Origin of the sequence: Microbacterium indicum DSM 19969, from assembly GCF_000422385.1 — a bacterium.
GTDB lineage: Bacteria > Actinomycetota > Actinomycetes > Actinomycetales > Microbacteriaceae > Microbacterium > Microbacterium indicum.
On sequence record NZ_KE383821.1, the window covers coordinates 94,654 to 117,329 of the forward strand.

Here is a 22,676-nt window from a genome sequence, read left to right on the forward strand (position 1 = left end):
CCCGCAGGTGTCAGGATGGACCCCATGAGCGACTCTCCCCTCGTGGACCCCCTGCTGGACGACGCGGAAGACGACGACTTCGACGCGCTCGTCGGATCCGATGACGTCGACCTCCCGCGCGACCGGTACACCGACCGCGAGATCAGCTGGCTCGCCTTCAACCAGCGTGTGCTCGAGCTCGCCGAGGATCCGGAACTCCCGCTCCTCGAGCGATCGAACTTCCTCTCGATCTTCGCGAGCAACCTCGACGAGTTCTTCATGGTGCGCGTCGCGGGGCTCAAGCGCCGCATCGTCACGGGGCTCGCGGTGCCGACGAACATCGGCACGCCCGCGCAGAAGGTGCTCGAGGCGATCGGCAGCGAGGCTCAGGGCCTGCAGGCCCGCCACGCCGCCGTCTGGAGCGAGACGGTCCGCCCGGCGCTCAGCGCGGAGGGCGTCGACATCGTCGACTGGACCGAGCTCACCGACAGCGAGCGCGCCGGCCTGTACGAGTACTTCCAGCAGCAGGTCTTCCCCGTGCTCATGCCGCTCGCCGTGGATCCCGCGCACCCCTTCCCCTACATCTCGGGGCTCTCGCTGAACCTCGCGGTGCGGATCCTCAACACCCGCACGGGCCGCGAGGAGTTCGCCCGCATCAAGGTGCCGCCCATGTTGCCGCGCCTCGTGCGCGTTCCCGCGAAGGGCGACGACGAGCGCGTGCGCCTCCTGCCGCTCGAGACGCTCGTCGCCGAGAACCTGTCCGACCTGTTCCCGGGCATGGAGATCCTCCAGCACCACGCGTTCCGCCTCACGCGCAACGAGGACGTCGTGATCGACGAGGACGAGTCCGAGAACCTCATCCAGGTGCTCGAGGAGGAGCTGCTGCGCCGCCGCTTCGGCCCGCCCATCCGCCTGGAGATCACCGAGGACATGGACGAGCACACGCTCGAGCTGCTGCTCGACGAGCTCGACATCTCGGAGCAGGAGGTCTACCGCCTGCCCGCGCCGCTCGACCTGCGCGCGCTCTCCGAGCTCGGCGACCTCGACCGCCCCGACCTCAAGTACACGAAGCATGTGCCCGTCACGGCGCTCGCGCTGCGCCCGACCGACAGCGACTCGAAGCACGCGAAGGCCGACATCTTCAGCGCGATCCGCCAGGGCGACGTCCTCGTGCACCACCCGTACGAGTCGTTCGCGACGAGCGTGCAGGCGTTCCTCGAGCAGGCGGCGCGGGATCCGCAGGTCCTCGCGATCAAGCAGACCCTGTACCGCACCTCGGGCGACAGCCCCATCGTGAAGGCGCTCATCGACGCCGCCGAGGCCGGCAAGCAGGTCCTCGCGCTCGTCGAGGTCAAGGCGCGCTTCGACGAGGCGAACAACATCGAGTGGGCACGGATCCTCGAGAAGTCGGGCGTGCACGTCGTGTACGGCCTCGTCGGGCTCAAGACCCACTGCAAGATCGCGACGGTCGTCCGCGAGGAGCACGGCCAGCTGCGCCACTACACGCACATCGGCACGGGCAACTACAACCCCAAGACGAGCCGCCTGTACGAGGACATGGGCCTCTTCACGGCCGACCCCGTCGTCGGGCGCGACGTGACGCGCCTGTTCAACGAGCTGTCGGGATACGCGATCGAGAAGAAGTTCTCGCGCCTCCTCACGGCGCCTCTCCTCCTGCGCCAGGGCCTCCTGCGCCTCATCGAGCGCGAGCGGCAGAACGCGCTCGACGGCAAGCCCGCGCGGGTGCGGATCAAGGTCAACTCGATGGTCGACGAGAGGATCATCGACGCCCTCTACCGCGCCTCGATGGCGGGCGTGAGGGTCGACGTGTGGGTGCGCGGCATCTGCAGCCTCCGCGTCGACCTGCCCGGCGTGAGCGACAACATCCGCGTGCGCAGCGTCCTCGGCCGCTACCTCGAGCACGCGCGCATCTTCCTGTTCGAGAACGGCGGCAGCACCGAGGCCTACATCGGCAGCGCCGACATGATGCACCGCAACCTCGACCGCCGCGTCGAGGCGCTCGTGAGCGTCACGCGCCCCACGCACGTCAAGGAGCTCTCGCAGTTCTTCGACCTCGCGATGGACGACGGCTCGTCGACGTGGCACCTCGGAGCCGAGGGATCCTGGGAGCGCCACCACCGCGGCCCCGACGGCGAGCCGCTCGTCGACGTGCAGGACCGCACCATGACGCTGATCCAGCGCCGCCGCCGCGCGCGCACCGCACGAGGCTCCGTGTGAAGACGGGCACCGTCTACGCCGCCGGCGGGGTGCTCTGGCGCTTCGCCGGCGGCGAGCTCGAAGTCGCGCTCGTGTACCGCGAGAAGTACCGCGACCTGTCGTTCCCCAAGGGCAAGGCCGAGCGGGGCGAGTCGCTCGCCGAGACGGCCGTGCGCGAGCTCGAGGAGGAGACGGGGATCCGAGGATCCCTCGGCCCCTCCCTCGGCACCGTCCGCTACGGCATGCCGTCGGGGCGGGAGAAGGTCGTGCACTACTGGGCCGTCGAGGCGACCGACGAGGCCGTCGCCGCGTCGACCTTCGCCCCGAACAAGGAGATCGCGCGGCTCGACTGGGTGACGGTCGCCGACGCCGACGACCGGCTGAGCTACCCCGTCGACCGCTCGGTCCTCGCCGACTTCCGGCGGCTCGTCGAAGCGGGCGGGCTCGGGACCTTCCCCATCGTGCTCATGCGGCACGGACAGGCGGGGCCCGCGGGCGTCGCGGGCGACGCGTCGCGGACACTGACGGAGCGCGGCGAGGCGCAGGCGCGCGGGGCCGTCGGGCCGCTCCGCGCCTTCGGCGTCCGCCGCGTGTGGGCCTCCGACGCCGTGCGCTGCGTGCAGACGGCGACGCCCATCGCCGAGGCGATCGGCAAGCGCGTGCACCCCGAGCCGCTCATCAGCCAGGACGCGTGGGAGGACGGATCCGCGGATCCCGCACCCCTCGTCGCGCTGCGCATCGCGAAGCGCAAGGCGACCGTGATCTGCTCGCACGGGCCCGTGCTGCCGCTCATCATGCGGTCGCTCGAGCAGGCGACGGGGGTCGCGCCGTCGGACGAGCTCCTCGAGGCGACGCGCCTCGCGACGGGCGCCTTCACGGTCGTGCACGTGTCGCCCGACGCCGGCATCATCGCGGTCGAGACGCACCCGGCCCGGGCATAGGGTGGTTCGGTGACCAAGGCACGACTCTTCTCCGGCATGCAGCCCTCCGCCGACTCGCTCCAGATCGGCAACTACATCGGCGCGCTCATGCAGTGGCGCGACATGCAGTCGGAGTTCGACGCGTTCTTCTCGGTCGTCGACCTGCACGCGATCACGGTGGCGCAGGATCCCGCCGAGCTCCGCGCGAAGACCCGCCGCACCGCGGCCCAGTACATCGCCGCGGGCATCGAGCCCGAGAAGTCGACGCTCTTCGTGCAGTCGCAGGTTCCGGCGCACGCCGAGCTCGCGTGGATCCTGTCCTCGATCACGGGCTTCGGCGAGGCCGGACGCATGACGCAGTTCAAGGACAAGTCGCAGCGGTACGGCGCCGACCAGACGACCGTCGCGCTGTTCACCTACCCCGTGCTCATGGCCGCCGACATCTTGCTCTACCAGACGAAGGCCGTGCCGGTCGGCGACGACCAGAAGCAGCACGTCGAGCTCACGCGCAACCTCGCCGAGCGGTTCAACTCGCGCTTCGGCGAGACGTTCACGGTGCCCGACCCCGTGATCCCGGGCGAGACCGCGCGGATCTACGACCTGCAGGACCCGTCGTCGAAGATGTCGAAGTCTGCCGAGTCGCAGGCCGGCGTGCTGTACCTGCTCGACGACGTCGCCGTCACGGCAAAGAAGGTCATGCGCGCCGTGACCGACAGCGAGGGCGTCGTGCGATACGACCGGGCCGAGAAGCCGGGCGTCTCGAACCTCATGTCGATCTACGGGGCCCTCACGGGATCCGCCCTCTCTGCCGTCGAGGACGAGTTCGCGGGGCGCGGGTACGGCGACTTCAAGAAGGCCGTTCGCGACGCGATCGTCGCCGAGTTCGAGCCCGTGCGCGCGCGCACGCTCGAGCTGCTCGACGACCCGGCCGAGCTCGACCGGCTGCTCGCGGTCAACGCGGCGCGCGCCGCCGAGGTGGCCGAGGAGACGCTGTCGGCCGTGTACGAGCGCATCGGGCTGCTGCGGGCACCGCGTGCCTGAGGCCGTCGCCCTCTCGACCTGCCGGCTCACCCTCTCGATCCCGACGTCCGATGACGTCGACGCGATCTGCGACGCGTGCCAGGATCCGCTGATCCAGGAGTACACGACCGTCCCGTCGCCGTACACGCGCGACGACGCGCGGACCTTCGTCGAGCTCGTCGACGGCTGGTGGCGGACGGGCGACGAGTGCACGTGGGCGGTGCGCGCCGACGGCGAGCTCGTCGGCATGGTCGGCCTGCACCGGATCGCCGACGGGGCCGCCGAGCTCGGGTACTGGATGGCGGCGCCTGGCCGCGGGCGCGGGTACGTCACGGAGGCGGCGGGCGCGGTCCTCGACTTCGCGTTCGGGCCGATGCGCCTCGAGCGGGTGTCGTGGCGGGCCGTCGTCGGCAACACGGCGTCGGCGCGGGTCGCCCAGAAGCTCGGTTTCCGATACGAGGGGCTCATCCGCCGCGGCCTCCCGGGCCACGGTGTACGGACCGACGGCTGGCTGGCGGGTCTGCTCCCGGGTGATCCCCGCGAGCCCTCCGCCTGGCCCGTCCTCCCGTAGGCCCCGCCGCTCCGCTGCCCCGGCTTCCCCGCCCGTCGGCCCGCGGCGCACCCCGCCCGCCGCGGCAGAACCACGGCAGATCTGACCGGCGGGCGCCGCCACCCGGCGTGTCGTGACACATCCCGCGGTCCGTGCCGTCGTCGTGCCGAGGGACTGCCGAGCCAACTGCCGAAGAGCCGGCGCCACGCAGGAGTACGGCACAACTGCACCTCTCGCCGGGCCGGACGGCGTGTCGGCGGGGGCCGGGTCAGATCCGCCGCACTCCTGCTGAGGGGCCGCGCTCCAGCAGAGTCGCGACCGCGTGCACGAGCAGACTCGGCGCCGTGAAGATCTGGTTCGCGGTCGGACGCAGCGTCGTGAAGCCGCGCGCGGCGAGCTTGAGGTCCCGCGCCCGATCGCGCTCCTGCTCGTCCCACCCGGAATGGAACTCGCGACTGTCGCACTCGATCACGATCCACCCGTCGACGACGAGATCCACGCGTCCGATTCCCGCGATCACGACCTGCAGCTCGACCGAGACCCCGAACACTCGGACGAGCAGTCGGGCGAGCGTCTCGGGCCCCGACTCCGCGCGACCGTCGACGAGTCGCCGCAGCCGGCGAAGCCGACGCGGGAGCCTCGCGAACAGCTCGCCGAGCTGCCGCTCCTCGACGATCCCGAGGTGCAGCGCGCTGTCGATCGTCGCGATCGCGGGGCGCACCGGCTGGCACAGCACTGCCTGTCTGACGGCGCTGAGCGGATCCGCGATCGTCGAATCGGCCGGAGCCGGATCCTCCCGCCAGTGCGGTACCACTCCGTGGGCCGCGTTGTCGAGCCGCACGATGCGCGAATGCGGCGAGCGCAGCATCGTGCGAGCGCGCGGGATCTGCACGTGCAGCCGCCGGTCGTCGCTCAGCACGAAGACGCCGAGCTCGCGCATGAGTGAGACGCAGTCGAGCCGGCCGCCGATGCGGACCGCAGACGTGATCCCTTCCGGGGCGCTCCCGTGAACGTAGTGGTCGCGGCGCGCACGGACGAGCGCGCCGACCTCCAGCGAGCGCTCGATGCCGGCTCGCGACATGCCGTCGCCTCGGAGCTCGGCGTACGACCAGCTCCGGGTGTGGGCGGTATCGATGACCATGCCGACACACTGCGCGGATCCGGCGTCGGCCCGTTCCGCGAGGGCGCCGAATCCGCCGTTTCGGTGGACAGCAGCCGAGATCCGGCGGGTGGGGACGCGCTGCCCCGCACCTCCGACACGCCGGCCCCGCCGCAGGACGACGGCAGAATCCGCACCCGCCGCGGCCCGGGCCGGTGTGTCGGGCTGGCCGGCCCAGATCTGCCGTCGTCGTGCCCGGCGCAACGCGGAGTCATGCGCGGGAATAGACGCCGCGCCGCGACGTTATGCTGAGTGCAAGCACGTGCTCCGGGGTCGGTGAGAATCCGAACCGGCGGTAGAGTCCGCGACCTCCTTCACGACGAAGGGGCTGAACCGGTGTGATTCCGGTACCGACGGTGATGCTGGCCCAGGCCAGCGAGTCCGGATGGAAGGCAGCACGCATGGCCCTCTGCGGCCGTGTCCGTGACCCCCGGATCCGCCGCGCGGAAGGGATCCGGATATGGCGTCACAGGTCGAGGTCACGGCGATGCGCCGAGCGCTCGAGCTCGCCGCCCGCGGGCCCGCGAGCCGCAACCCGCAGGTCGGCGCGGTCATCCTCTCCCCCGACGGCGAGATCCTCGCCGAGGGCTGGCACCACGGCGCCGGAACCCCGCACGCCGAGGTCGACGCACTCGCCAAGCTCGCCGACGCGCGCGGCACGACCGCTGTCGTCACCCTCGAGCCCTGCAACCACACGGGTCGCACGGGCCCCTGCTCCGAGGCGCTCATCGCGGCGGGCGTCGCCCGCGTCATCTACGGCATGGCGGATCCGGGCGACGTCGAGGCGGGCGGCGCGCGGCGCCTCGCACAGGCGGGCGTCGCCGTCGAGGGCGGCGTCCTCGTCGAGGAGGTCACCGCGTTCCTCGCCCCGTGGGCGGATTCGCGCCGCCTCGGCCGCCCCTTCGTCACCGTGAAGTGGGCGCAGAGCCTCGACGGCCGCGCCGCTGCGCAGGACGGATCCAGCCAGTGGATCACGGGCGCCGACGCGCGCGCCGATGTCCACCGCCGCCGCGCCGAGGCCGACGCGATCGTCGTCGGCACGGGGACCCTCCTCGCCGACGACCCCGCGCTCACGGCGCGCGACGGCGAGAGCCTGTTCCCGCGCCAGCCGGTCCCCGTCGTGATCGGGGAGCGCGGGATCCCCGACGCCGCCCGGATCCGCTCCCACCCGCACGAGCCGCTCGCGTACCCGACGCGCGACCTCCGCGCCGTGCTCGACGACCTCGACGCCCGCGGCCTGCACCGCGTCTTCGTCGAGGGCGGTCCGACCCTCGCGAGCGCGTTCGTCGCGCAGGGCCTGGCCGATCGCGTCCTCGCCTACGTCGCGCCGACCCTCATCGGCGGCCCGCGCGTCGCGCTGACCGACGTCGGCGTCGGGACGATCGGCGCGCAGCGCCGCCTCGCCGTCGAGAGCGTCGAGCGGCTCGGCGACGACCTGCTCGTCGTCGCGCGCCCCCAGAACCCCGCGCCCGCAGAGGGCACGCCCGCAGAAGGAGAGCAGATCTGATGTTCACCGGAATCATCGAAGAGATCGGCCGCGTCACGGCCGCCGAGCCGTCGGGCGACGGCCTGCGCCTCACGATCGAGGCCCCGCGCTCGGTCGACGGGGCCCACCACGGAGACTCGATCGCGATCAGCGGCGTGTGCCTCACGGTCGTCGACCAGACGCCGACGGGGTTCACGGCGGACGTCATGAAGCAGACGCTCGACATGTCGTCGCTGGCCGGCCTCGGTGTCGGCACCGCGGTCAACGTCGAGCCGGCCCTCGCGTCCGGCGGCCGCCTCGGCGGCCACATCGTGCAGGGGCACGTCGACGGCGTCGGCGAGATCCTCGAGGTGCGGCCGGGCGACGAATGGCAGGTCGTTCGCGTGGGGATCCCCTCCGACCTCGCTCCCCTCGTCGTCGACAAGGGATCCATCACCCTCGACGGCATCTCCCTCACGATCAGCGACATCAGCGCCGCGGGCGACGCGGCGCCGTGGCTCGAGGTGTCGCTGATCCCCGAGACGCTCCGCGCCACGACGCTCGGCGAGCGCGGCGTGGGCGATCGCCTCAACCTCGAGACCGACATCATCGCGCGCCACGTGCAGCGCCTCGCCGCGTTCGCGCAGCTGACCCCGGAAGAAGGAACCACCCGATGAGCACTCTGTCGACGATCGAGCAGGCGCTCGACGCGCTGCGGGCCGGCCGCCCCGTCCTCGTGGCCGACGACGAGGACCGCGAGAACGAGGGCGACGTCATCCTGTCCGCCCAGCTCGCGACGCCCGAGACCATCGCGTGGGCCGTGCGCTACACGTCGGGCTACCTGTGCGCGCCCATGCCGCAGGAGTGGGCCGAGCGCCTCGAGCTGCCCCTCATGGTCGCGCACAGCCAGGACATGCGCGGAACGGCATACACGATCTCGGTCGACGCGGCCGACGGCGTCACGACGGGCATCAGCGCGCACGACCGCGCCCACACCGTCAACGTCCTCGCGGATCCCGACGCGACCCCGACGAGCGTCATCCGCCCCGGCCACATCCTCCCCCTGCGCGCGAAGCCGGGCGGGGTTCGCGAGCGCGCCGGCCACACGGAGGCCGCCGTCGACCTCATGCGCCTCGCGGGCCTCGCGCCCGTCGGCGTGATCGGCGAGGTCGTCGCCGAGGACGGCGAGATGATGCGCCTCCCCGGCCTCCTCGAGATGGGCGCCGCCGAGGGCGTCCCGGTCATCACGATCGAGGCGCTCATCGCATACCTCGACGAGCATGAACCGCGCGACGAGCAGCAGCCGCAGGGCCACCTCGTGAGCCTGCGCGCCGACACGATCATCCCGACGACCCACGGCGAACTGCGCTTCCTCGCGTACCGCGACCGGTCGACGGGGGTCGACCACATCGCGGTGATCTCGGGCGACCTCTCGGTCGACGCCCCGCTCGTGCGCGTGCACTCGGAGTGCCTGACGGGCGAGGCGTTCGGATCCCTCAAGTGCGAGTGCGGCCCGCAGCTCGACGCGGCGCTCGACCGCATCGCGCGCGACGGCGGCGTCGTGATCTACATGCGCGGCCACGAGGGCCGCGGGATCGGTCTGCTCAACAAGCTGCGCGCCTACGCGCTGCAGGAGCAGGGCTTCGACACGCTCGACGCGAACCTGCAGCTCGGCCTCCCCGCCGACGCGCGCGACTACGCGGCGGCCGCGGCGATCCTCGCCGATCTCGGGATCGGGAAGATCCGGCTCCTGACGAACAACACCGACAAGGTCGCGCAGCTGCGCGCGCACGGCCTCGACGTCGCGGAGCAGGTTCCGCTCATCGTCGGCGTCGGCCCCAACAACCACCAGTACCTCGAGACGAAGCGCGACCGCATGGGCCACATCATCGGCGAGGACGCGCTCGAGGCGGCGATCGCCACGATGAACAAGGGAGAGCAGTGATGGCAGGAGAAGGCGCACCGCAGCAGGGCGGCGTCGACGCGACGGGCCTGAAGGTCGTCGTCGTCGCCGGGACGTGGCACGACGAGATCACCGACGGCCTGATCGCGGGGGCCGAGCGCCTCCTCGACGAGGTGAACGCCGACTACCGGGTCGTGCGCGTCGCCGGCTCGTTCGAGCTGCCCGTCGTGGCGAAGGCCGCGCTCGAGTACGGCGCCGACGCGGCGGTCGCGCTCGGCGTGATCATCCGCGGCGGCACCCCGCACTTCGAGTTCGTCTCGAACGCCGCGACGGACGGCCTCACGCGCGTCGCGCTCGACACCGGCAAGCCCGTGGGCTTCGGCGTCCTGACGCTCGACGACGAGCAGCAGGGCATCGACCGAGCCGGCCTGCCGGGGTCGAAAGAGGACAAGGGCGCCGAGGCGGCCGACGCCGCGGTCCGCACGGCCCTCACGCTGCGCGACCTGCGCCGCTGATCGTTTCTACATAGGGTAGAAATCATGGAGATCCTGCACAGCGCCGTGGTCCTGATCCACCTCGTCGGGTTCGCGACCATCTTCGGGTCGTGGCTCGTCGAGGCCGTCTCGAAGCGGCGCGAATTCACGAAGACCATGAACTGGGGCCTCGTCATCGCACTCGTTGCGGGCCTCGCGCTCGCGGCCCCGTGGGGCCTCGGCGAGCTCAACTACGCCAAGATCGGCGTGAAGCTCGCGATCATCGTCGTGATCGGCGCCCTTCTGGGCATCGGCTCGGCGCGGCAGCGGCGCACGGGCTCGGCGCCCGCGGGGCTGTTCTGGCTCGTCGGCGTCCTGACGCTCGCGAACGCCGCCATCGCCGTCATGTGGCGCTGACGCGATCCGACCTGACGGGGCGGGGATCCACACGGGTCCCCGCCCCGTTCGCGTACCAGAGTGACCAGTCGCGGCGGGCCTCCTAGCGCCCGCCGTGAGCAATCTGCTGAATCTAGGCGTAGAATTTCACTTCGTGCCAGGCCACGAGGCCTGGCATTCCCCTTCGCACGGTCACGCCACCCCTGTGCCCGCGCGGACGGAACGCCACGCAGACCAACCCGTCGGCTTCCCAGATCAGCGCACTTCCTGAGGCCACCCCATGACGTCAACAGCCCCCGCGGCTGCCCCCGCAAGCCCCGCCGACAAGCCCGCCAACTCGCGCATCCGCGTGATCACGGCTAGCCTCATCGGCACCACGATCGAGTTCTACGACTTCTACGCGTACGCGACGGCCGCGGTCCTCGTCTTCCCGATCCTCTTCTTCCCGAGCGACAACGAGACGACGGCGCTCCTCGCCTCGTTCGCGACGTTCGGCGCCGCGATGGTCGCGCGCCCCATCGGCGCCGCGGTCTTCGGGCACTTCGGCGACAGGATCGGCCGCAAGGGCACGCTCGTCGCGTCGCTGCTCACGATGGGCATCGCGACGTTCCTCATCGGCTGCCTCCCGACGCACAGCCAGGTCGGCGCATGGGCCGCGTTCTTCCTGCTGATCTGCCGCCTCGCTCAGGGCTTCGCCCTCGGCGGCGAGTGGTCGGGCGCCGCGCTCGTCGCGACGGAGAACGCCCCCGCCGGCAAGCGCGCGCTCTACGGCACCTTCCCGCAGCTCGGCGCGCCGATCGGCTTCATCATCGCGAACGCGCTGTTCCTCGTCATCAACTTCGCGATGCCCGGATCCCAGGGCGGAGCGAGCGAGGCGTTCCTCGCCTGGGGCTGGCGCGTGCCGTTCTGGTTCTCGGCCGTCATGGTCGTCATCGGCCTGTGGGTGCGCCTCAAGCTCGTCGAGTCCGACTCGTTCAAGAAGGCCGAGACGACGGGCCAGATCAAGAAGGCCCCGATCGGCTACGTCTTCGCGAAGTACTGGAAGCAGCTGATCCTCGGCACGTTCATCATGCTGGCTACGTACGTGCTGTTCTACCTCATGACGAACTTCACCCTCACCTACGGCCAGACGGCGACGGACGCCCCCGTCCCCGGCCTGGGCTTCAGCTACGTGCACTTCGTCCTGATGCAGATCATCGGCGTGCTGTTCTTCGGCGCGTTCACGCTGATCTCGGGCCCCATGGCCGACGCCCTGGGCCGCCGCCGCGTGCTCATCTGGGTGACGATCGGGATCATCGTGCTCGGCCTGCTGTTCCCGATGTTCCTGCTCCCCCACACCGACGCGCAGTTCACGGGCGCGCTCGTGCAGGCCTTCCTGATCTTCGGGTTCCTCATCATGGGGCTCACGTTCGGCCCGATGGGCGCGCTGCTGCCCGAGCTGTTCCCGACCAACGTGCGCTACACGGGATCAGCGATCGCCTACAACGTATCGTCGATCCTCGGCGCCGCGCTCGCCCCGATCTTCGCCGTGCTGCTGTGGCGCGCGGGAGAGGGCAACCCCTGGCTCGTGGGCCTCTACATGTCGGGCGCCGGCGTACTGACCCTCATCGCCCTGCTGCTGAGCAAGGAGACGAAGGACGTCGACCTCGACGAGGAGACGGTCTAGAGCCCGTAGGTCTCGAGGAGCCTGAGCCAGAACTCGCTCACGGTCGGATACGCCGGGACGGCGTGCCACAGACGCTCGAGCGGAACGGCCCCGACGACGGCGACGGTTGCGGCATGCAGCTGTTCGCCGGCGCCGGGGCCGACGAGCGTCATGCCGATGATCACGCGGCGCTCCTCGTCGATCACGGCGCGGACCTTGCCCTCGAAGCCGTCGGCCACGAGGGCGGCGCCGGCGACGGACCCGAGGTCGTAGTCGACGACGCGGTGCTCGATCCCCGTCTCCTCGGCCTCGGCGGACGTCAGCCCGACGGAGGCGACCTCGGGGTCGGTGAACACGACCTGCGGCTGCGCCCTGTGGTCGGCGGTCGCGACGTGGCGGCCCCACGGCGACTCGTCGACCTCCTCGCCCTTCGCGCGCGCGACGATCGCGTCGCCCGCCGCGCGGGCCTCGTACTTGCCCTGGTGTGTGAGGGCCGTGCGGCCCGTGACGTCGCCCGTCGCGTAGAGCCAATCGCTCCCGGGATCGCGGAGCGTGTCGTCGACGTCGATCCACTCGCCGGGCTCGAGGCCGACGGCCCGCAGCCCGATGTCGCCCGTGCGCGCCCTGCGGCCGGTGGCGACGAGGATCTGGTCGGCCGTCACCTCGCCGTCGTCCGTCGTCACGAGCACGTCGCCCGCCCGATCGACCTCGAGGATCCGCGCGCCCTCGCGCACCTCGACGCCGCGGTCGCCGAGCGCGTCGCGCACGGCCTCGCCCGCGAATCCCTCGAGCCGGCTGAGGAGGGACCCGCGCGACAGCACCGTGACGGCCGTGCCGAGATCGGCGAAGAAGGTCGCGGCCTCGACAGCGACGACCCCGCCGCCGATGATCACGAGCGACGCGGGGATCTCCTCGACCGACGTCGCCTCGCGGCTCGTCCACGGTTCGGCCTCGGCGAGGCCGGGGATGTCGGGGATCGCGGCCTCGCTGCCCGTCGACACGACGACGGCGTGGCGGGCGCGCAGCACGACGGATCCGTCCTCCTGCTCGACCGTCACCTCCCGCTCGGCCGAGATCCGGCCGTGCCCTCGCACGAGCGAGATGCCGGCCGAGTCGAGCCAGCGCACCTGGCCCGCGTCGTTCCAGTCGGAGGCGAAAGCGTCGCGGCGCGCGAGGATCGCGGCGGGGTCGAGGGATCCGCCCGTCACGCCCCGGACCGACTGCGCGGCCCGCAGCGCCTGCCCCGGGCGGAGCAGGGCCTTCGACGGCATGCACGCCCAGTACGAGCACTCGCCGCCGACGAGCTCCGACTCGATGATCACCGTCTCGAGCCCGCCCCGCACGGCCCGGTCGGCGACGTTCTCGCCGACGGGGCCTGCACCGATCACGATCACGTCGACTTCGCGCGCGTCCATGATGCCGACGCTATTGCGCGCGGAGCTGGGCGACAACCCCGTTCCCGATCTGTTCACGGGAGGAGAATGGATCCCGATGTCCTCTCCCGCTCCGCGCCGCCGCTCCCCGTTCTCCCGCCGGAAGAAGGACGACGGCCCCCGCGCCTCGTTCCGCGACCTCCTGCCGTTCCTGCTCGAGCACCGCGGCGTGCTCGTCTGGGTCGTCGTGCTCTCGATCGTCGAGTCGGTCTTCACCCTCGTCCAGCCGCTCCTGATCGGCGAGGTCATCGGCCGCGTGCAGGTCGGCGACGCGCTGGGCTGGCTGCTGTGGGGCCTCGTCGCGTTCGTCCTCGTGTCGGCCGGCGTCGGCGCGTACCAGCACTACCTCCTGCAGCGCACGGGCACGGCGGTGGTCCACTCGAGCAGGCGCTCGCTGATCCGGCGGATCCTGCACCTGCCGATCAGCGAGTTCGACGCGCGGCGCACGGGAGATCTCGTCTCGCGCGTCGGCACCGACACGACGATGCTCTACGCCGTCCTGACGCAGGGCCTCGCCGACAGTGTCGGCAACGCGCTGCTGTTCGTGGGCGCGATCATCGCGATGGCGTTCATCGATCCCGTTCTGCTCGCCACGATCGTCGTCGTGATCGCGGCCTCGGTCGTCGCGGTCGGCGGTCTCGCGGGGCGGATCCGCGTCGCCACGGCGGCGCAGCAGGAGCGGGTCGGCGAGCTGTCGAGCGGCATGGAACGGGCGATCGGGTCCATCCGCACCGTGCGCGCGGCCGGGGCGACCGAACGCGAGCAGGCGTCGGTCGAGGGCATGGCGGGCGCCGCCTACGACGCGGGCGTGCGGGTCGCGAAGGCCTCGGCCCTCGTGGTGCCGATCGCGACGATCGCGATGCAGGTGTCGATCCTGGCCGTGCTGGGCGTCGGCGGCATGCGCGTCGCGTCGGGCGCGATCACGATCGCGAGCCTCGTCACCTTCGTGATGTTCCTCTTCCTCCTGATCATGCCGCTGGGCTCGGCGTTCGGGGCGATGTCGAGCGTCGGGCAGGCTCTCGGCGCCCTGGGCCGGATCCAGGAGGTGCTCGACCTGCCGGAGGAGGACGCGGCCGATCGCAGGAGTACGGCAGATCTCGCCGTCGCCGGCGCCGAAACCGATTTCCGGGCCGGGGACGGGCCGGATCTGCCGTACTCACGCGCCGAGGCCCCGGCCCTCGCCTTCCGCGACGTGCGCTTCCGATACCCCGAGCACGTCTCGGCGGCCCACGCCGCAGACGCCGAGGACGGCCCCGAGCGCGACGACGTGCTCGGCGGGGTGTCGTTCGAGGTTCCGCGCGGCCACCGCGTCGCCCTCGTCGGCCCGTCGGGCGCCGGCAAGTCGACGATCCTCGCCCTCATCGAGCGCTTCTACGACGTGACCGGCGGATCCGTCGAGCTCGGCGGGCGCGACATCCGCGACATCCCGCGCGACGAACTGCGCGCGAACTTCGGCTACGTCGAGCAGGACGCCCCGACCCTCGCGGGCACGCTCGCCGACAACCTGCGCCTCGCGAGCCCCGACGCGACCGGCGCCGAGTGCGACGCCGCCCTGCGCGCCGTGAACCTAGGATCCGTCGTCGATCGCTCCCCTCTCGGCATCGACACCCCGGTCGGCGAGGACGGCGTCATGCTGTCGGGCGGCGAGCGCCAGCGCCTCGCGATCGCCCGCGCCCTGCTGGCCGCGCCCCCGATCCTGCTGCTCGACGAGTCGACCTCGTCGCTCGACGGCGTGAACGAGCAGCGGATGCGAGAGGCGATCGACGCCGTCGCAGAGGGCCGGACCCTCATCGTCATCGCGCACCGCCTGTCGACGGTCGTCGACAGCGACAGCATCGTCGTGCTCGAGGAGGGCCGCGTCGTCGGCACGGGGACCCACAGCGAGCTCGTCGCGTCGACGCCGCTGTACCGCGATCTCGCGAAGCACCAGCTGCTCGTGTGATCAGGCGGGGCTGACACCTGCTGCGGTGCGGTCGCGCCGCGCGGCGCACGGCGGCGCGGAGAGGCGTGTCAGCTGAGGAAGCCAGGTGATGCCCCGGCGACGAGACCCGGGTTCGCTGCGCCGAGTCGCGCTATGCCTCGCCGGTCTCGGGATCGATCGCCTCAGCGGATTCGATGAGCGCATCGAAGAAGCGCAGCACAGCGGCGCGGTCCCCTGCCGACAACGAGGCGATCGCATCGAAGCGGCGGGCGTGACTGCGCCCCACGGAGGCACGCGCCGAGGCACTCGTCGATTCGGTCACTTCGATCGCGATGCGCCGGCGGTCCGCCGAGTCTCGCACCCGCCGTATATGGCCCCCTGCTTCGAGACGATCGGTGAGCTTGGTCGCGGCGGCCGGCGAGATGCCGAGGTGGGCGGCGATCGTCCCGGGGGTGGCGAGGACTCCCTGACGCTGGGCGGCGATCAGATAGCGAAGCGCCCGCATGTCGGTGTCGCCCAGGCGCATGTACGCGCGAGCCTTCTCGCTCAGCGAGCGCTCCCGCGCGCTCCACGCGACCATGGCCTCCAGGACGGCGACGATCTGCTCGAGGTCCTCGGCCGCGATCCCCTGGTAGGAGACGAGCTCGCCCCGTGGATCGGTCAACCGCGGATCCACGAGGCTGCGCATTTTCCCGTCCCCCGGCGTCACACCTCGATGTTATTCCATGTTCTAATTACACTCCGCATACTATTCACTGAGTGAACTTTCTGATCGGAGGCCCGCGGTGGCGCAGGGGGATCGAGTGATTCTGCTGGAGGACGACGGTGTCGCGATCGGCACGGCGGAGAAAACACGCGTGCACGACGACCGCACGCCCCTGCACCTCGCCTTCTCCTGCTACGTCTTCGACGCGTCCGGATCACGAGTCCTCGTCACACGACGCGCGCTGACGAAGACGACGTGGCCGGGCGTCTGGACCAACTCGTTCTGCGGACACCCCCGCCCGTTCGAGGAGCTCTCACACGCCGTGGAACGGCGCGCCTCCGACGAGCTCGGCATGACGCTCACCGGAATCCGCGCGGTGCTGCCGGACTTCCGCTATCGCGCGACAGACGCCTCGGGGATCGTCGAGAACGAGATCTGTCCGGTGTACATCGCAACCGCGGCGAGCGCCCCCCTTCCGGCGCCCGATGAGGTCGCGGAGATCGCCTGGGCACGCCCCCGGGAGCTCATGTCCGCGGCGCGCGCCACCCCGTGGGCGTTCAGCCCGTGGATGGTGGACCAGCTCGATCTCCTCGGCGCCGTCGTCCCGGCGTTCACTGACCGCGCGGATGCGCCGGCGGACCTGCCGGAGACGCCCCGGGCGATGCGCGACAGGCGACGTCGATGATCGCCGCGGGCGTGGCCATGGAGGAGGTCGACCAGCGCCTCGAGGCCATGCTCTCCGAAAGGGTCGAGCAGGCCGAACGCGCGGGCCCTGCGTACCAGCGCCTCTGGATGCGGATCCGCTCCGCCGTGCGAGGCGGAAAGCGGATCAGGCCGCAGCTGCTGCTGATGGCCCACGCCGAGATCAGCGGCACCCGGGTCGAGGACGCCGTCACGGCGGCGGCGGCCTTCGAGCTTCTGCACACCGCCCTGCTCATCCACGACGACATGCTGGACCGCGATCTGGTGCGCCGGGGGGCGACGAACCTGCAGGGCGATTTCCTGGCACAGGCACTCGAGACCGACGGGTCGTTCCAGGCGGCGACCGCGTGGAGCGATGCCGCCGGCCTGTTGGCCGGCGATCTGCTCATCAGCGCCGCGCACGCGCTGGTCGGCGAGATCACCGCCCCGGCGGGCGCCGCGCTCCGTTCCCTGCTCGACGAGTGCCTCTTCGTGACCGCCGCGGGCGAGCTGGCGGACATCGGCCTCGCGGTCGGAGTACTGGATCGCTCGGTCGACGGAATCATGCAGATGATGCGCGACAAGACGGCCGCATACTCCTTCGCGGCTCCTCTGCGGGCCGCCGCCATGCTCGCGGGGTCGGGACCGGAATTCGACGCGGATCTCGCCGAGATCGGCACCCGGCTGGGCTTCGTCTATCAGCTGCGCGATGATCTGCTCGGCGTCTTCGGCTCGGAGGAAGCGCTCGGCAAATCCGTCGACAGCGACCTCCGGGCCGGGAAGAGCACGCTGCTCGTCGCCTACGCCGACGGGACAGACGCGTGGGAGGAAGTGCGTCATCTCTTCGGGCGACGCTCAGCGGATGCCGACGACGTGCATCGGATGCGCGATGCGCTGGTCGCGAGCGGCGCACGCTCACGCGCGGAGGAGCTGCTCGACCAGCAGCGCGTCGCATGCGTCGACCACATCGGACGCTCGGATCTGCCCTCCGGCCTGCGCGGCGCGCTGACGCGACTCACGCACCGGTGCGCGGAGCGGGAATCGTGACGGGCCTCGGCCTCTACACCGGCACTGCCCGGGTCGCCTCGGCGCGCGTGATCGCCGCGTACTCGACGTCCTTCGCCGCCGCGAGCAGGCTCCTCTCGCGGCGCGTGCGGGGCGGCATCGCCGACATCTACGCGCTGGTGCGCGTGGCCGACGAAATCGTCGACGGACCGGCCGCGGAAGCGGGAGTCGACGCAGCCGAGCGGCGACGGATCCTCGGCGCGCTCGAGGAGGACGCCCTCGCCGCGATGCGACGCGGTTTCAGCGCGAACATCGTCGTGCACGCCTTCGCGACCACGGCTCGCGAGGTCGGGATCGAGGAAGGGCTCGTCGTCGACTTCTTCGCGTCGATGCGCACCGACGTCGAACCGCCGAGCTCGTTCGACGACGAGGCCTACCGCCGGTACATCCACGGATCCGCCGAAGTCGTCGGCACGATGTGCCTGCGCGTGTTCATGCTCGAGGGCGGCGCGGTCGGCCCCGCACACCCCGACGCCGAGGAGGGCGCGCGCAGACTCGGCGCCGCCTTCCAGAAGGTCAACTTCCTCCGCGACCTCGCAGACGACTGCGACCGCCTGGGCCGACGGTACTTTCCCGGCGTCGATCCTGCCGTGCTGACCGATGCGCAGAAGGACGCGATCGTCGACGATATCGAGAGCGACCTCGCCGCGGCTCGGCTCGCTCTCCGGCACCTGCCACGCCGCGCGCGCAGAGCGACGGTAGCCGCGCTCGGCCTGTTCTCCGATCTCAACCGACGGCTGGGCGCTGCCCCGGCGGAACGGATTCGCCGCGAACGTCTCTCGGTGCCACGGCTCGCGAAGACGGCGATCGTGCTCCGCGCGATCGCCGGGAGGGAGCCGCGATGAGCGGGCAGTCCATCGTCGTCATCGGCGGCGGCATCACGGGTCTCGCAACCGCGGCGCTACTCGCCCGCGACGGGCAGGAGGTGACGCTGCTGGAGGCCCGCGACGAGCTGGGCGGACGCGCCGGAACCTGGAACGAACGCGGCTTCACCTTCGACACGGGGCCATCCTGGTACCTCATGCCCGAGGTGTTCGATCACTTCTTCCGCATGATGGGAACGTCCGCTGCCGAGCAGCTCGACCTGGCGCGCCTCGACCCCGGCTACCGCGTGTACTTCGAGGGCGACCCCACGCCGTTCGACCTGCCCGCTGACGACGCGCGCGAGGCGATCATCGGGATGGATCCGGAGTCGCGCGACGCCCTGACGCGCTATTTCGACTCGGCTGCGGATACGTACGAGATGGCGACCAGCAGGTTCCTCTACACGAACTTCGCCTCGCTCGACGGCATCGCCGACCGCGAGACGCTGCGCCGGATTCCCCGGCTCGCCCGCCTCCTCACGCAACCCCTCGACCGTTTCATCGCCGGGCACTCGCCATCGCGGCGCGTGCAGCAGGTGCTGGGCTACCTGTCGGTTTTCCTCGGCACGTCGCCCGCCGACGCGCCGAGCATGTACCACCTCATGAGCCACCTGGATGTCGACCAGGGCGTGCTGTATCCACGCGGAGGCTTCGGCGAGGTCATCGCAGCGATCGCCCGCCTCGCCGAGCAGTACGGCGTTCGGATCCTCACGGGGCACCGGGCCGCGCGGATCCTCGTCGACGGGAAACGTGCGCGGGGCGTCGAAGCGCGGACGCCCCGCGGCGAGCGCAAGGTCTTCGACGCCGACATCGTCGTCTCGACGGCCGACGCGCAGATCACGGAGCAGCTTCTCCCTCCCCGCGCGCCGCGCCGGAGCGCGCGCTGGTGGCGGCGCCGCAACCCCGGGCCGGGTGCCGTTCTGGCGCTGCTCGGCGTGCGCGGCGAACTCCCCCAGCTCGCCCATCACACGCTGTTCTTCACGAACGCGTGGGAGGAGGGGTTCGACGCGATCTACGGATCCGCGCCCCGGATCCCGGATCCCGCCTCGCTGTACGTGTGCCGTCCGAGCGCGAGCGACGCCTCCGTCGCGCCCGACGGCCACGAGAACCTCTTCGTCCTCGTGCCCACCCCCGCCGATACCGGCATCGGCGCAGGCGGAGACGAGCGCGTCGAGCGCGCCGCGGATGCCGCGATCCGGCAGGTCGCGGAGTGGGCCGGGATCCCCGACCTCGCGGATCGCATCGTCGTGCGCCGCACGATCGGGCCGGCCGACTTCGAGCGCGAGTACGGATCCTGGCGCGGCGGCGCGATCGGTCCGGCGCATACGCTCCGGCAGAGCGCTGTCTTCCGCGGCAGCACACGGGCACGCGGTGTGCGCGGCCTGCTGCTCGCGGGAGCGACGACCGTGCCCGGCGTGGGCCTGCCGATGTGCCTGATCAGCGCAGAGCTGGTGCTGAAGCGCGTGCGGGGCGATCGGTCTGCGGGCCCGAGCGAGGTTCCCGCATGAGTCTCATCTACCTCGGGGCGCTCTTCGTGTGCCTCGCCTGCGTGGTCGCCGTCGACGTGCGCTTCCGGCTCTTCTTCGGTCGCGACTGGCGGCGGGCCCTCATCGTGCTCGCGGCTGGCCTCGTGTTCTTCCTCGCCTGGGACCTCGCGGGGATCGGCCTCGGCATCTTCCTGCGCGGCGACGGGCCGTTCGTGACGGGCGTCATGCTCGCGCCTGAGCTGCCGCTCGAGGAGCCGGTCTTCCTGGTCTTCCTCTGCGAGGTGACGATGGTGCTGGTCTTGGGAGCCCAGCGCCTGGTGCGCCCTCGGAAGGGATCCGACTCGTGACCTACCTCGTGCTGTCGGCGATCTTCCTCGCGATCGCGGTCGCGACCGCTGTCCTCGCCGCCCGCCGCGGCGAGCGCGTGAGCGCACTCGCCCTCGCCGCGGGAGCGCTGGCGCTCTGCGCGCTCACCGCCGCCTTCGACACAGTCATGATCGCCGCGGGCCTGTTCACCTATGCCGACGCGCATCTGCTCGGCCCGCGGATCGGCCTCGCCCCGATCGAAGATTTCGCGTATCCGCTGGCCGCGGTGATCCTGCTGCCGGCGCTGTGGTCCGGCGTGAGGAGGAACGATGATCGCTGAGCTGGTGGCCGCCTCGCGCCCGCTGAGCTGGATCAACACGGCGTTCCCCTTCGCGGCCGCGTACCTGCTCGTGGCGGGCCAGGTCGACGCGGCCCTCGTGATCGGCACGGTCTTCTTCCTCATCCCCTACAACTTCGCGATGTACGGGATCAACGACGTCTTCGACTACGCCTCGGACATCGCGAACCCGCGCAAGGGCGGCGTCGAGGGAGCGCTGCTCGACCCGTCGCGGCACCGGCCGCTGCTCGTCGGCGCGGCGCTGGCGTGCGTGCCGTTCGTCATCGCGCTCGTCGTGATCGGCCCGCCCCTGTCGTGGGTCGCCCTCGCCGTGAGCTTGTTCGCCCTCGTGGCGTACTCGGCGCCGCCGTTCCGCTTCAAAGAGATCCCCGTTCTCGACTCGATCACCTCGAGTGTGCACTTCTGCTCGCCCGCGCTCTACGGGATCCTTTTGGCCGGCGAGCTGCCCGGGCCCACCGCGGGGACGATCCTCGTCGCCTTCTTCCTCTGGGGCGCGGCGAGCCACGCGTTCGGCGCGGTGCAGGACGTCGTGCCCGATCGCGAGGGCGGGATCGCGTCGATCGCGACCGTGCTGGGCGCGGCCAGGACGGTGCGGCTCGCCCTCGCGCTCTGGACGCTCGCCGGCGCCCTCATGCTCACGACCGGCTGGCCCGGTGCCGGGGCGGCGCTGCTCGTCGTCCCCTACCTGTTCGCCGCCGGGCCGTTCGCGCGCGTCTCCGATGAGGAGTCGGGTCGCGCGAACCGCGGTTGGCGCCGCTTCCTCTGGATCAATTACCTCTGCGGCTTCCTGGTGACGATGCTTCTCATCGGGTACGCGCTCACGACCCCCTGAACATGGAGAAGAACATGACCCCCGTTCCGCACGCTTCCCCCGCCTCCGCTTCTGGCGCGCCCTTTGCGGCGACGCCCCAGGCATACGACGCGATCCTGCTCGCCGGCTTCGGCGGCCCCGAGGGACAGGACGACGTGATCCCGTTCCTGCGCAATGTCACGCGCGGGCGGGGCATCCCCGACGAACGTCTCGAGGAGGTCGCGACCCACTACCGTCACTTCGACGGCGTCAGCCCCATCAACGCCCAGAACCGCGCGCTGAAGGCCGCGCTGGAGACGGAGCTCGCCGCACGCCGCATCGATCTGCCCGTCTACTGGGGCAACCGCAACTGGGAGCCGTACCTGTCGGACGCGATCCGCGAGGCGGCAGATTCAGGACGCACGCGTCTGCTCGCACTCGCGACGAGCGCCTACAGCTCGTTCTCGAGCTGCCGCCAGTACCGCGAGGACTTCGCGCGCGTGCTGGAGGAGACCGACCTGGCCGGAACCGTCACGATCGACAAGATCCGGCAGTTCTTCGATCACCCGGGCTTCGTCGATTCGTTCGTCGACAGCGTCGTGGAGGCTCTCACGGGGTTCTCCGACGAGGGGGTGAGCGGCGAGACGATGCGGGTGCTGTTCACGACGCACTCGATTCCGATGACGGACGCCGAGCGCTCCGGGCCGCGGGATCGGGGCTTCGGCCCCGGAGGCGCGTACGAGGCGCAGCATCTCGCGGTCGGTGCGGAGGTGATGCGGCGGGTCGCGGCCCGGGATCACCGCTTCGCCGACGTCGCGTGGGAACTCGTCTACCAGTCGCGCTCGGGCCCCGCGTCGCAGCCCTGGCTCGAGCCCGACATCTGCGATCGGATCGCGCAGCTCCCCGGCGAGGGCGTCGGCGCGATCGCGATCTCTCCGATCGGCTTCGTCAGCGATCACATGGAGGTGCTGTGGGATCTCGACACGGAGGCGCTGGAAGCGGCGGCCGAGGTGGGGATCCGCGCGGTGCGCACGGCGACACCCGGCGCGGATCCGGTCTTCGTCCGCGGGATCGTCGACCTCGTCGAAGAGCGGATCGCCGCGGTTGAGCCGGAGCGACGGCCCTCTGCCACGACGCTCGGCCCCTGGTTCGATGTCTGCCGCGCCGGCTGCTGCGAGAACGTCCGCGCGGGATTCAAGCCCGCCGCCGCCGGCGTCGCTCCCTGAGGCCGCGCGGCCCCGCCTCAGCGGGGCGAAGCGGTCCGGTGATCGCCCGCGAGAACCGGACCGCTTCGCCCCGTAACGGGGTCTCGGCGCTGTCGGTCCTCACGCCGCGCTCG

At 71.4% G+C, this 22,676-nt stretch carries 22 protein-coding genes and 1 riboswitch; of the genes, 19 read left to right on the forward strand and 3 right to left on the reverse strand.

Translation table 11 applies throughout. The features are described from left to right. The first annotated feature begins 24 nt into the window (after positions 1 to 24). The 4 genes from H576_RS0112850 to H576_RS0112865 are packed head-to-tail and all read left to right on the forward strand — an operon-like array spanning position 25 to position 4,707. Positions 25 to 2,217, forward strand: a complete 2,193-nt coding sequence (locus H576_RS0112850) for an RNA degradosome polyphosphate kinase (RefSeq protein ID WP_029151259.1) — start codon at positions 25 to 27, stop codon at positions 2,215 to 2,217. Further along, positions 2,214 to 3,137 carry an NUDIX hydrolase gene (locus H576_RS0112855; protein ID WP_029151260.1) on the forward strand — a complete coding sequence of 308 codons (924 nt, stop codon included), beginning with the start codon at positions 2,214 to 2,216 and terminating at the stop codon, positions 3,135 to 3,137. The genes H576_RS0112850 and H576_RS0112855 overlap by 4 nt, the downstream gene beginning before the upstream one ends. 9 nt (positions 3,138 to 3,146) lie before the next feature. After that, the gene (gene trpS / locus H576_RS0112860) at positions 3,147 to 4,157 is read left to right on the forward strand and encodes a tryptophan--tRNA ligase (protein WP_084502735.1); all 1,011 of its coding nucleotides are present in this window, start codon (positions 3,147 to 3,149) and stop codon (positions 4,155 to 4,157) included. Then, positions 4,150 to 4,707 (forward strand): GNAT family N-acetyltransferase, encoded by a 558-nt coding sequence (locus H576_RS0112865; RefSeq protein WP_029151262.1) that lies wholly within the window; start codon positions 4,150 to 4,152, stop codon positions 4,705 to 4,707. The genes trpS and H576_RS0112865 overlap by 8 nt, the downstream gene beginning before the upstream one ends. A gap of 247 nt (positions 4,708 to 4,954) precedes the next feature. Here H576_RS0112865 and H576_RS0112870 read toward each other — a convergent pair whose 3' ends face one another. Then, a complete protein-coding gene (locus H576_RS0112870) occupies positions 4,955 to 5,827 on the reverse strand; it encodes an endonuclease domain-containing protein (protein WP_029151263.1) in 873 nt (290 codons plus the stop codon). A gap of 276 nt (positions 5,828 to 6,103) precedes the next feature. Then, a riboswitch (FMN riboswitch) is annotated at positions 6,104 to 6,248 on the forward strand. A gap of 57 nt (positions 6,249 to 6,305) precedes the next feature. On the opposite strand from H576_RS0112870, the gene ribD reads away from it, so the two are divergent. The 6 genes from ribD (at position 6,306) to H576_RS0112900 (ending at position 11,748) form a co-directional block, all read left to right on the forward strand. Then, positions 6,306 to 7,352 carry a bifunctional diaminohydroxyphosphoribosylaminopyrimidine deaminase/5-amino-6-(5-phosphoribosylamino)uracil reductase RibD gene (ribD, locus tag H576_RS0112875; protein WP_029151264.1) on the forward strand — a complete coding sequence of 349 codons (1,047 nt, stop codon included), beginning with the start codon at positions 6,306 to 6,308 and terminating at the stop codon, positions 7,350 to 7,352. Beyond that, the gene (locus tag H576_RS0112880; protein ID WP_029151265.1) at positions 7,352 to 7,987 is read left to right on the forward strand and encodes a riboflavin synthase; all 636 of its coding nucleotides are present in this window, start codon (positions 7,352 to 7,354) and stop codon (positions 7,985 to 7,987) included. The genes ribD and H576_RS0112880 overlap by 1 nt, the downstream gene beginning before the upstream one ends. After that, entirely contained in the window at positions 7,984 to 9,255 is a 1,272-nt protein-coding gene (locus H576_RS0112885) for a bifunctional 3,4-dihydroxy-2-butanone-4-phosphate synthase/GTP cyclohydrolase II (RefSeq protein WP_029151266.1), read from the forward strand. Before H576_RS0112880 ends, H576_RS0112885 begins: the two co-directional genes overlap by 4 nt. Beyond that, positions 9,255 to 9,728, forward strand: coding sequence for a 6,7-dimethyl-8-ribityllumazine synthase (gene ribH / locus H576_RS0112890; RefSeq protein WP_029151267.1), 474 nt, complete (start codon positions 9,255 to 9,257; stop codon positions 9,726 to 9,728). The genes H576_RS0112885 and ribH overlap by 1 nt, the downstream gene beginning before the upstream one ends. A gap of 24 nt (positions 9,729 to 9,752) precedes the next feature. After that, positions 9,753 to 10,103 carry a Fe-S protein gene (locus H576_RS0112895; RefSeq protein WP_029151268.1) on the forward strand — a complete coding sequence of 117 codons (351 nt, stop codon included), beginning with the start codon at positions 9,753 to 9,755 and terminating at the stop codon, positions 10,101 to 10,103. Between the two features lie 259 nt (positions 10,104 to 10,362). Continuing rightward, complete coding sequence (locus H576_RS0112900) at positions 10,363 to 11,748, forward strand: MFS transporter (RefSeq protein ID WP_029151269.1); 1,386 nt, start codon at positions 10,363 to 10,365, stop codon at positions 11,746 to 11,748. Here H576_RS0112900 and H576_RS0112905 read toward each other — a convergent pair. Next, positions 11,745 to 13,142, reverse strand: a complete 1,398-nt coding sequence (locus tag H576_RS0112905; protein ID WP_029151270.1) for a dihydrolipoyl dehydrogenase family protein — start codon at positions 13,140 to 13,142, stop codon at positions 11,745 to 11,747. The two genes, H576_RS0112900 and H576_RS0112905, sit on opposite strands and share 4 nt — an antisense overlap. A gap of 76 nt (positions 13,143 to 13,218) precedes the next feature. Between H576_RS0112905 and H576_RS0112910 the strand changes: the two genes are divergently transcribed. Beyond that, on the forward strand, positions 13,219 to 15,102 hold the full coding sequence (locus H576_RS0112910; RefSeq protein ID WP_029151271.1) for an ABC transporter ATP-binding protein: 1,884 nt from the start codon (positions 13,219 to 13,221) through the stop codon (positions 15,100 to 15,102). 130 nt (positions 15,103 to 15,232) lie between these two features. Here H576_RS0112910 and H576_RS0112915 read toward each other — a convergent pair whose 3' ends face one another. Further along, entirely contained in the window at positions 15,233 to 15,790 is a 558-nt protein-coding gene (locus H576_RS0112915) for a MarR family winged helix-turn-helix transcriptional regulator (RefSeq protein ID WP_029151272.1), read from the reverse strand. Between the two features lie 76 nt (positions 15,791 to 15,866). Between H576_RS0112915 and idi the strand changes: the two genes are divergently transcribed. From idi to H576_RS0112955, 8 genes are read left to right on the forward strand one after another with little or no spacing between them, the layout of a single operon-like run. Further along, entirely contained in the window at positions 15,867 to 16,472 is a 606-nt protein-coding gene (gene idi, locus H576_RS15855) for an isopentenyl-diphosphate Delta-isomerase (protein ID WP_051172768.1), read from the forward strand. Next, a complete protein-coding gene (locus H576_RS15860) occupies positions 16,469 to 17,515 on the forward strand; it encodes a polyprenyl synthetase family protein (RefSeq protein WP_051172770.1) in 1,047 nt (348 codons plus the stop codon). Before idi ends, H576_RS15860 begins: the two co-directional genes overlap by 4 nt. Further along, positions 17,512 to 18,378 (forward strand): phytoene/squalene synthase family protein, encoded by an 867-nt coding sequence (locus H576_RS0112930; protein WP_342664886.1) that lies wholly within the window; start codon positions 17,512 to 17,514, stop codon positions 18,376 to 18,378. The genes H576_RS15860 and H576_RS0112930 overlap by 4 nt, the downstream gene beginning before the upstream one ends. After that, entirely contained in the window at positions 18,375 to 19,904 is a 1,530-nt protein-coding gene (gene crtI / locus H576_RS0112935) for a phytoene desaturase family protein (RefSeq protein WP_029151274.1), read from the forward strand. Before H576_RS0112930 ends, crtI begins: the two co-directional genes overlap by 4 nt. After that, positions 19,901 to 20,230, forward strand: a complete 330-nt coding sequence (locus H576_RS0112940; RefSeq protein WP_029151275.1) for a lycopene cyclase domain-containing protein — start codon at positions 19,901 to 19,903, stop codon at positions 20,228 to 20,230. Before crtI ends, H576_RS0112940 begins: the two co-directional genes overlap by 4 nt. Before the next feature lie 8 nt (positions 20,231 to 20,238). Beyond that, positions 20,239 to 20,529, forward strand: a complete 291-nt coding sequence (locus H576_RS0112945) for a lycopene cyclase domain-containing protein (protein WP_245559189.1) — start codon at positions 20,239 to 20,241, stop codon at positions 20,527 to 20,529. Continuing rightward, positions 20,519 to 21,379: a prenyltransferase gene (locus tag H576_RS15865; RefSeq protein WP_036320932.1), complete on the forward strand. Its 861-nt coding sequence runs from the start codon at positions 20,519 to 20,521 to the stop codon at positions 21,377 to 21,379. Before H576_RS0112945 ends, H576_RS15865 begins: the two co-directional genes overlap by 11 nt. Positions 21,380 to 21,381: 2 nt before the next feature. Continuing rightward, the gene (locus H576_RS0112955; RefSeq protein WP_036320934.1) at positions 21,382 to 22,563 is read left to right on the forward strand and encodes a ferrochelatase; all 1,182 of its coding nucleotides are present in this window, start codon (positions 21,382 to 21,384) and stop codon (positions 22,561 to 22,563) included. The last annotated feature ends 113 nt before the right edge of the window (positions 22,564 to 22,676 follow it).

Bases quoted from the DNA above. Each gene is read 5' to 3' on its own strand.
- H576_RS0112850 (WP_029151259.1), top strand. From the start codon at position 25: ATGAGCGACTCTCCCCTCGTGGACCCCCTGCTGGACGACGCGGAAGAC.
- H576_RS0112870 (WP_029151263.1), bottom strand. From the start codon at position 5,827: ATGGTCATCGATACCGCCCACACCCGGAGCTGGTCGTACGCCGAGCTC.
- ribD (WP_029151264.1), top strand. From the start codon at position 6,306: ATGGCGTCACAGGTCGAGGTCACGGCGATGCGCCGAGCGCTCGAGCTC.
- H576_RS0112880 (WP_029151265.1), top strand. From the start codon at position 7,352: ATGTTCACCGGAATCATCGAAGAGATCGGCCGCGTCACGGCCGCCGAG.
- H576_RS0112885 (WP_029151266.1), top strand. From the start codon at position 7,984: ATGAGCACTCTGTCGACGATCGAGCAGGCGCTCGACGCGCTGCGGGCC.
- ribH (WP_029151267.1), top strand. From the start codon at position 9,255: ATGGCAGGAGAAGGCGCACCGCAGCAGGGCGGCGTCGACGCGACGGGC.
- H576_RS0112895 (WP_029151268.1), top strand. From the start codon at position 9,753: ATGGAGATCCTGCACAGCGCCGTGGTCCTGATCCACCTCGTCGGGTTC.
- H576_RS0112900 (WP_029151269.1), top strand. From the start codon at position 10,363: ATGACGTCAACAGCCCCCGCGGCTGCCCCCGCAAGCCCCGCCGACAAG.
- H576_RS0112905 (WP_029151270.1), bottom strand. From the start codon at position 13,142: ATGGACGCGCGCGAAGTCGACGTGATCGTGATCGGTGCAGGCCCCGTC.
- H576_RS0112910 (WP_029151271.1), top strand. From the start codon at position 13,219: ATGTCCTCTCCCGCTCCGCGCCGCCGCTCCCCGTTCTCCCGCCGGAAG.
- H576_RS15860 (WP_051172770.1), top strand. From the start codon at position 16,469: ATGATCGCCGCGGGCGTGGCCATGGAGGAGGTCGACCAGCGCCTCGAG.
- crtI (WP_029151274.1), top strand. From the start codon at position 18,375: ATGAGCGGGCAGTCCATCGTCGTCATCGGCGGCGGCATCACGGGTCTC.
- H576_RS0112940 (WP_029151275.1), top strand. From the start codon at position 19,901: ATGAGTCTCATCTACCTCGGGGCGCTCTTCGTGTGCCTCGCCTGCGTG.
- H576_RS15865 (WP_036320932.1), top strand. From the start codon at position 20,519: ATGATCGCTGAGCTGGTGGCCGCCTCGCGCCCGCTGAGCTGGATCAAC.
- H576_RS0112955 (WP_036320934.1), top strand. From the start codon at position 21,382: ATGGAGAAGAACATGACCCCCGTTCCGCACGCTTCCCCCGCCTCCGCT.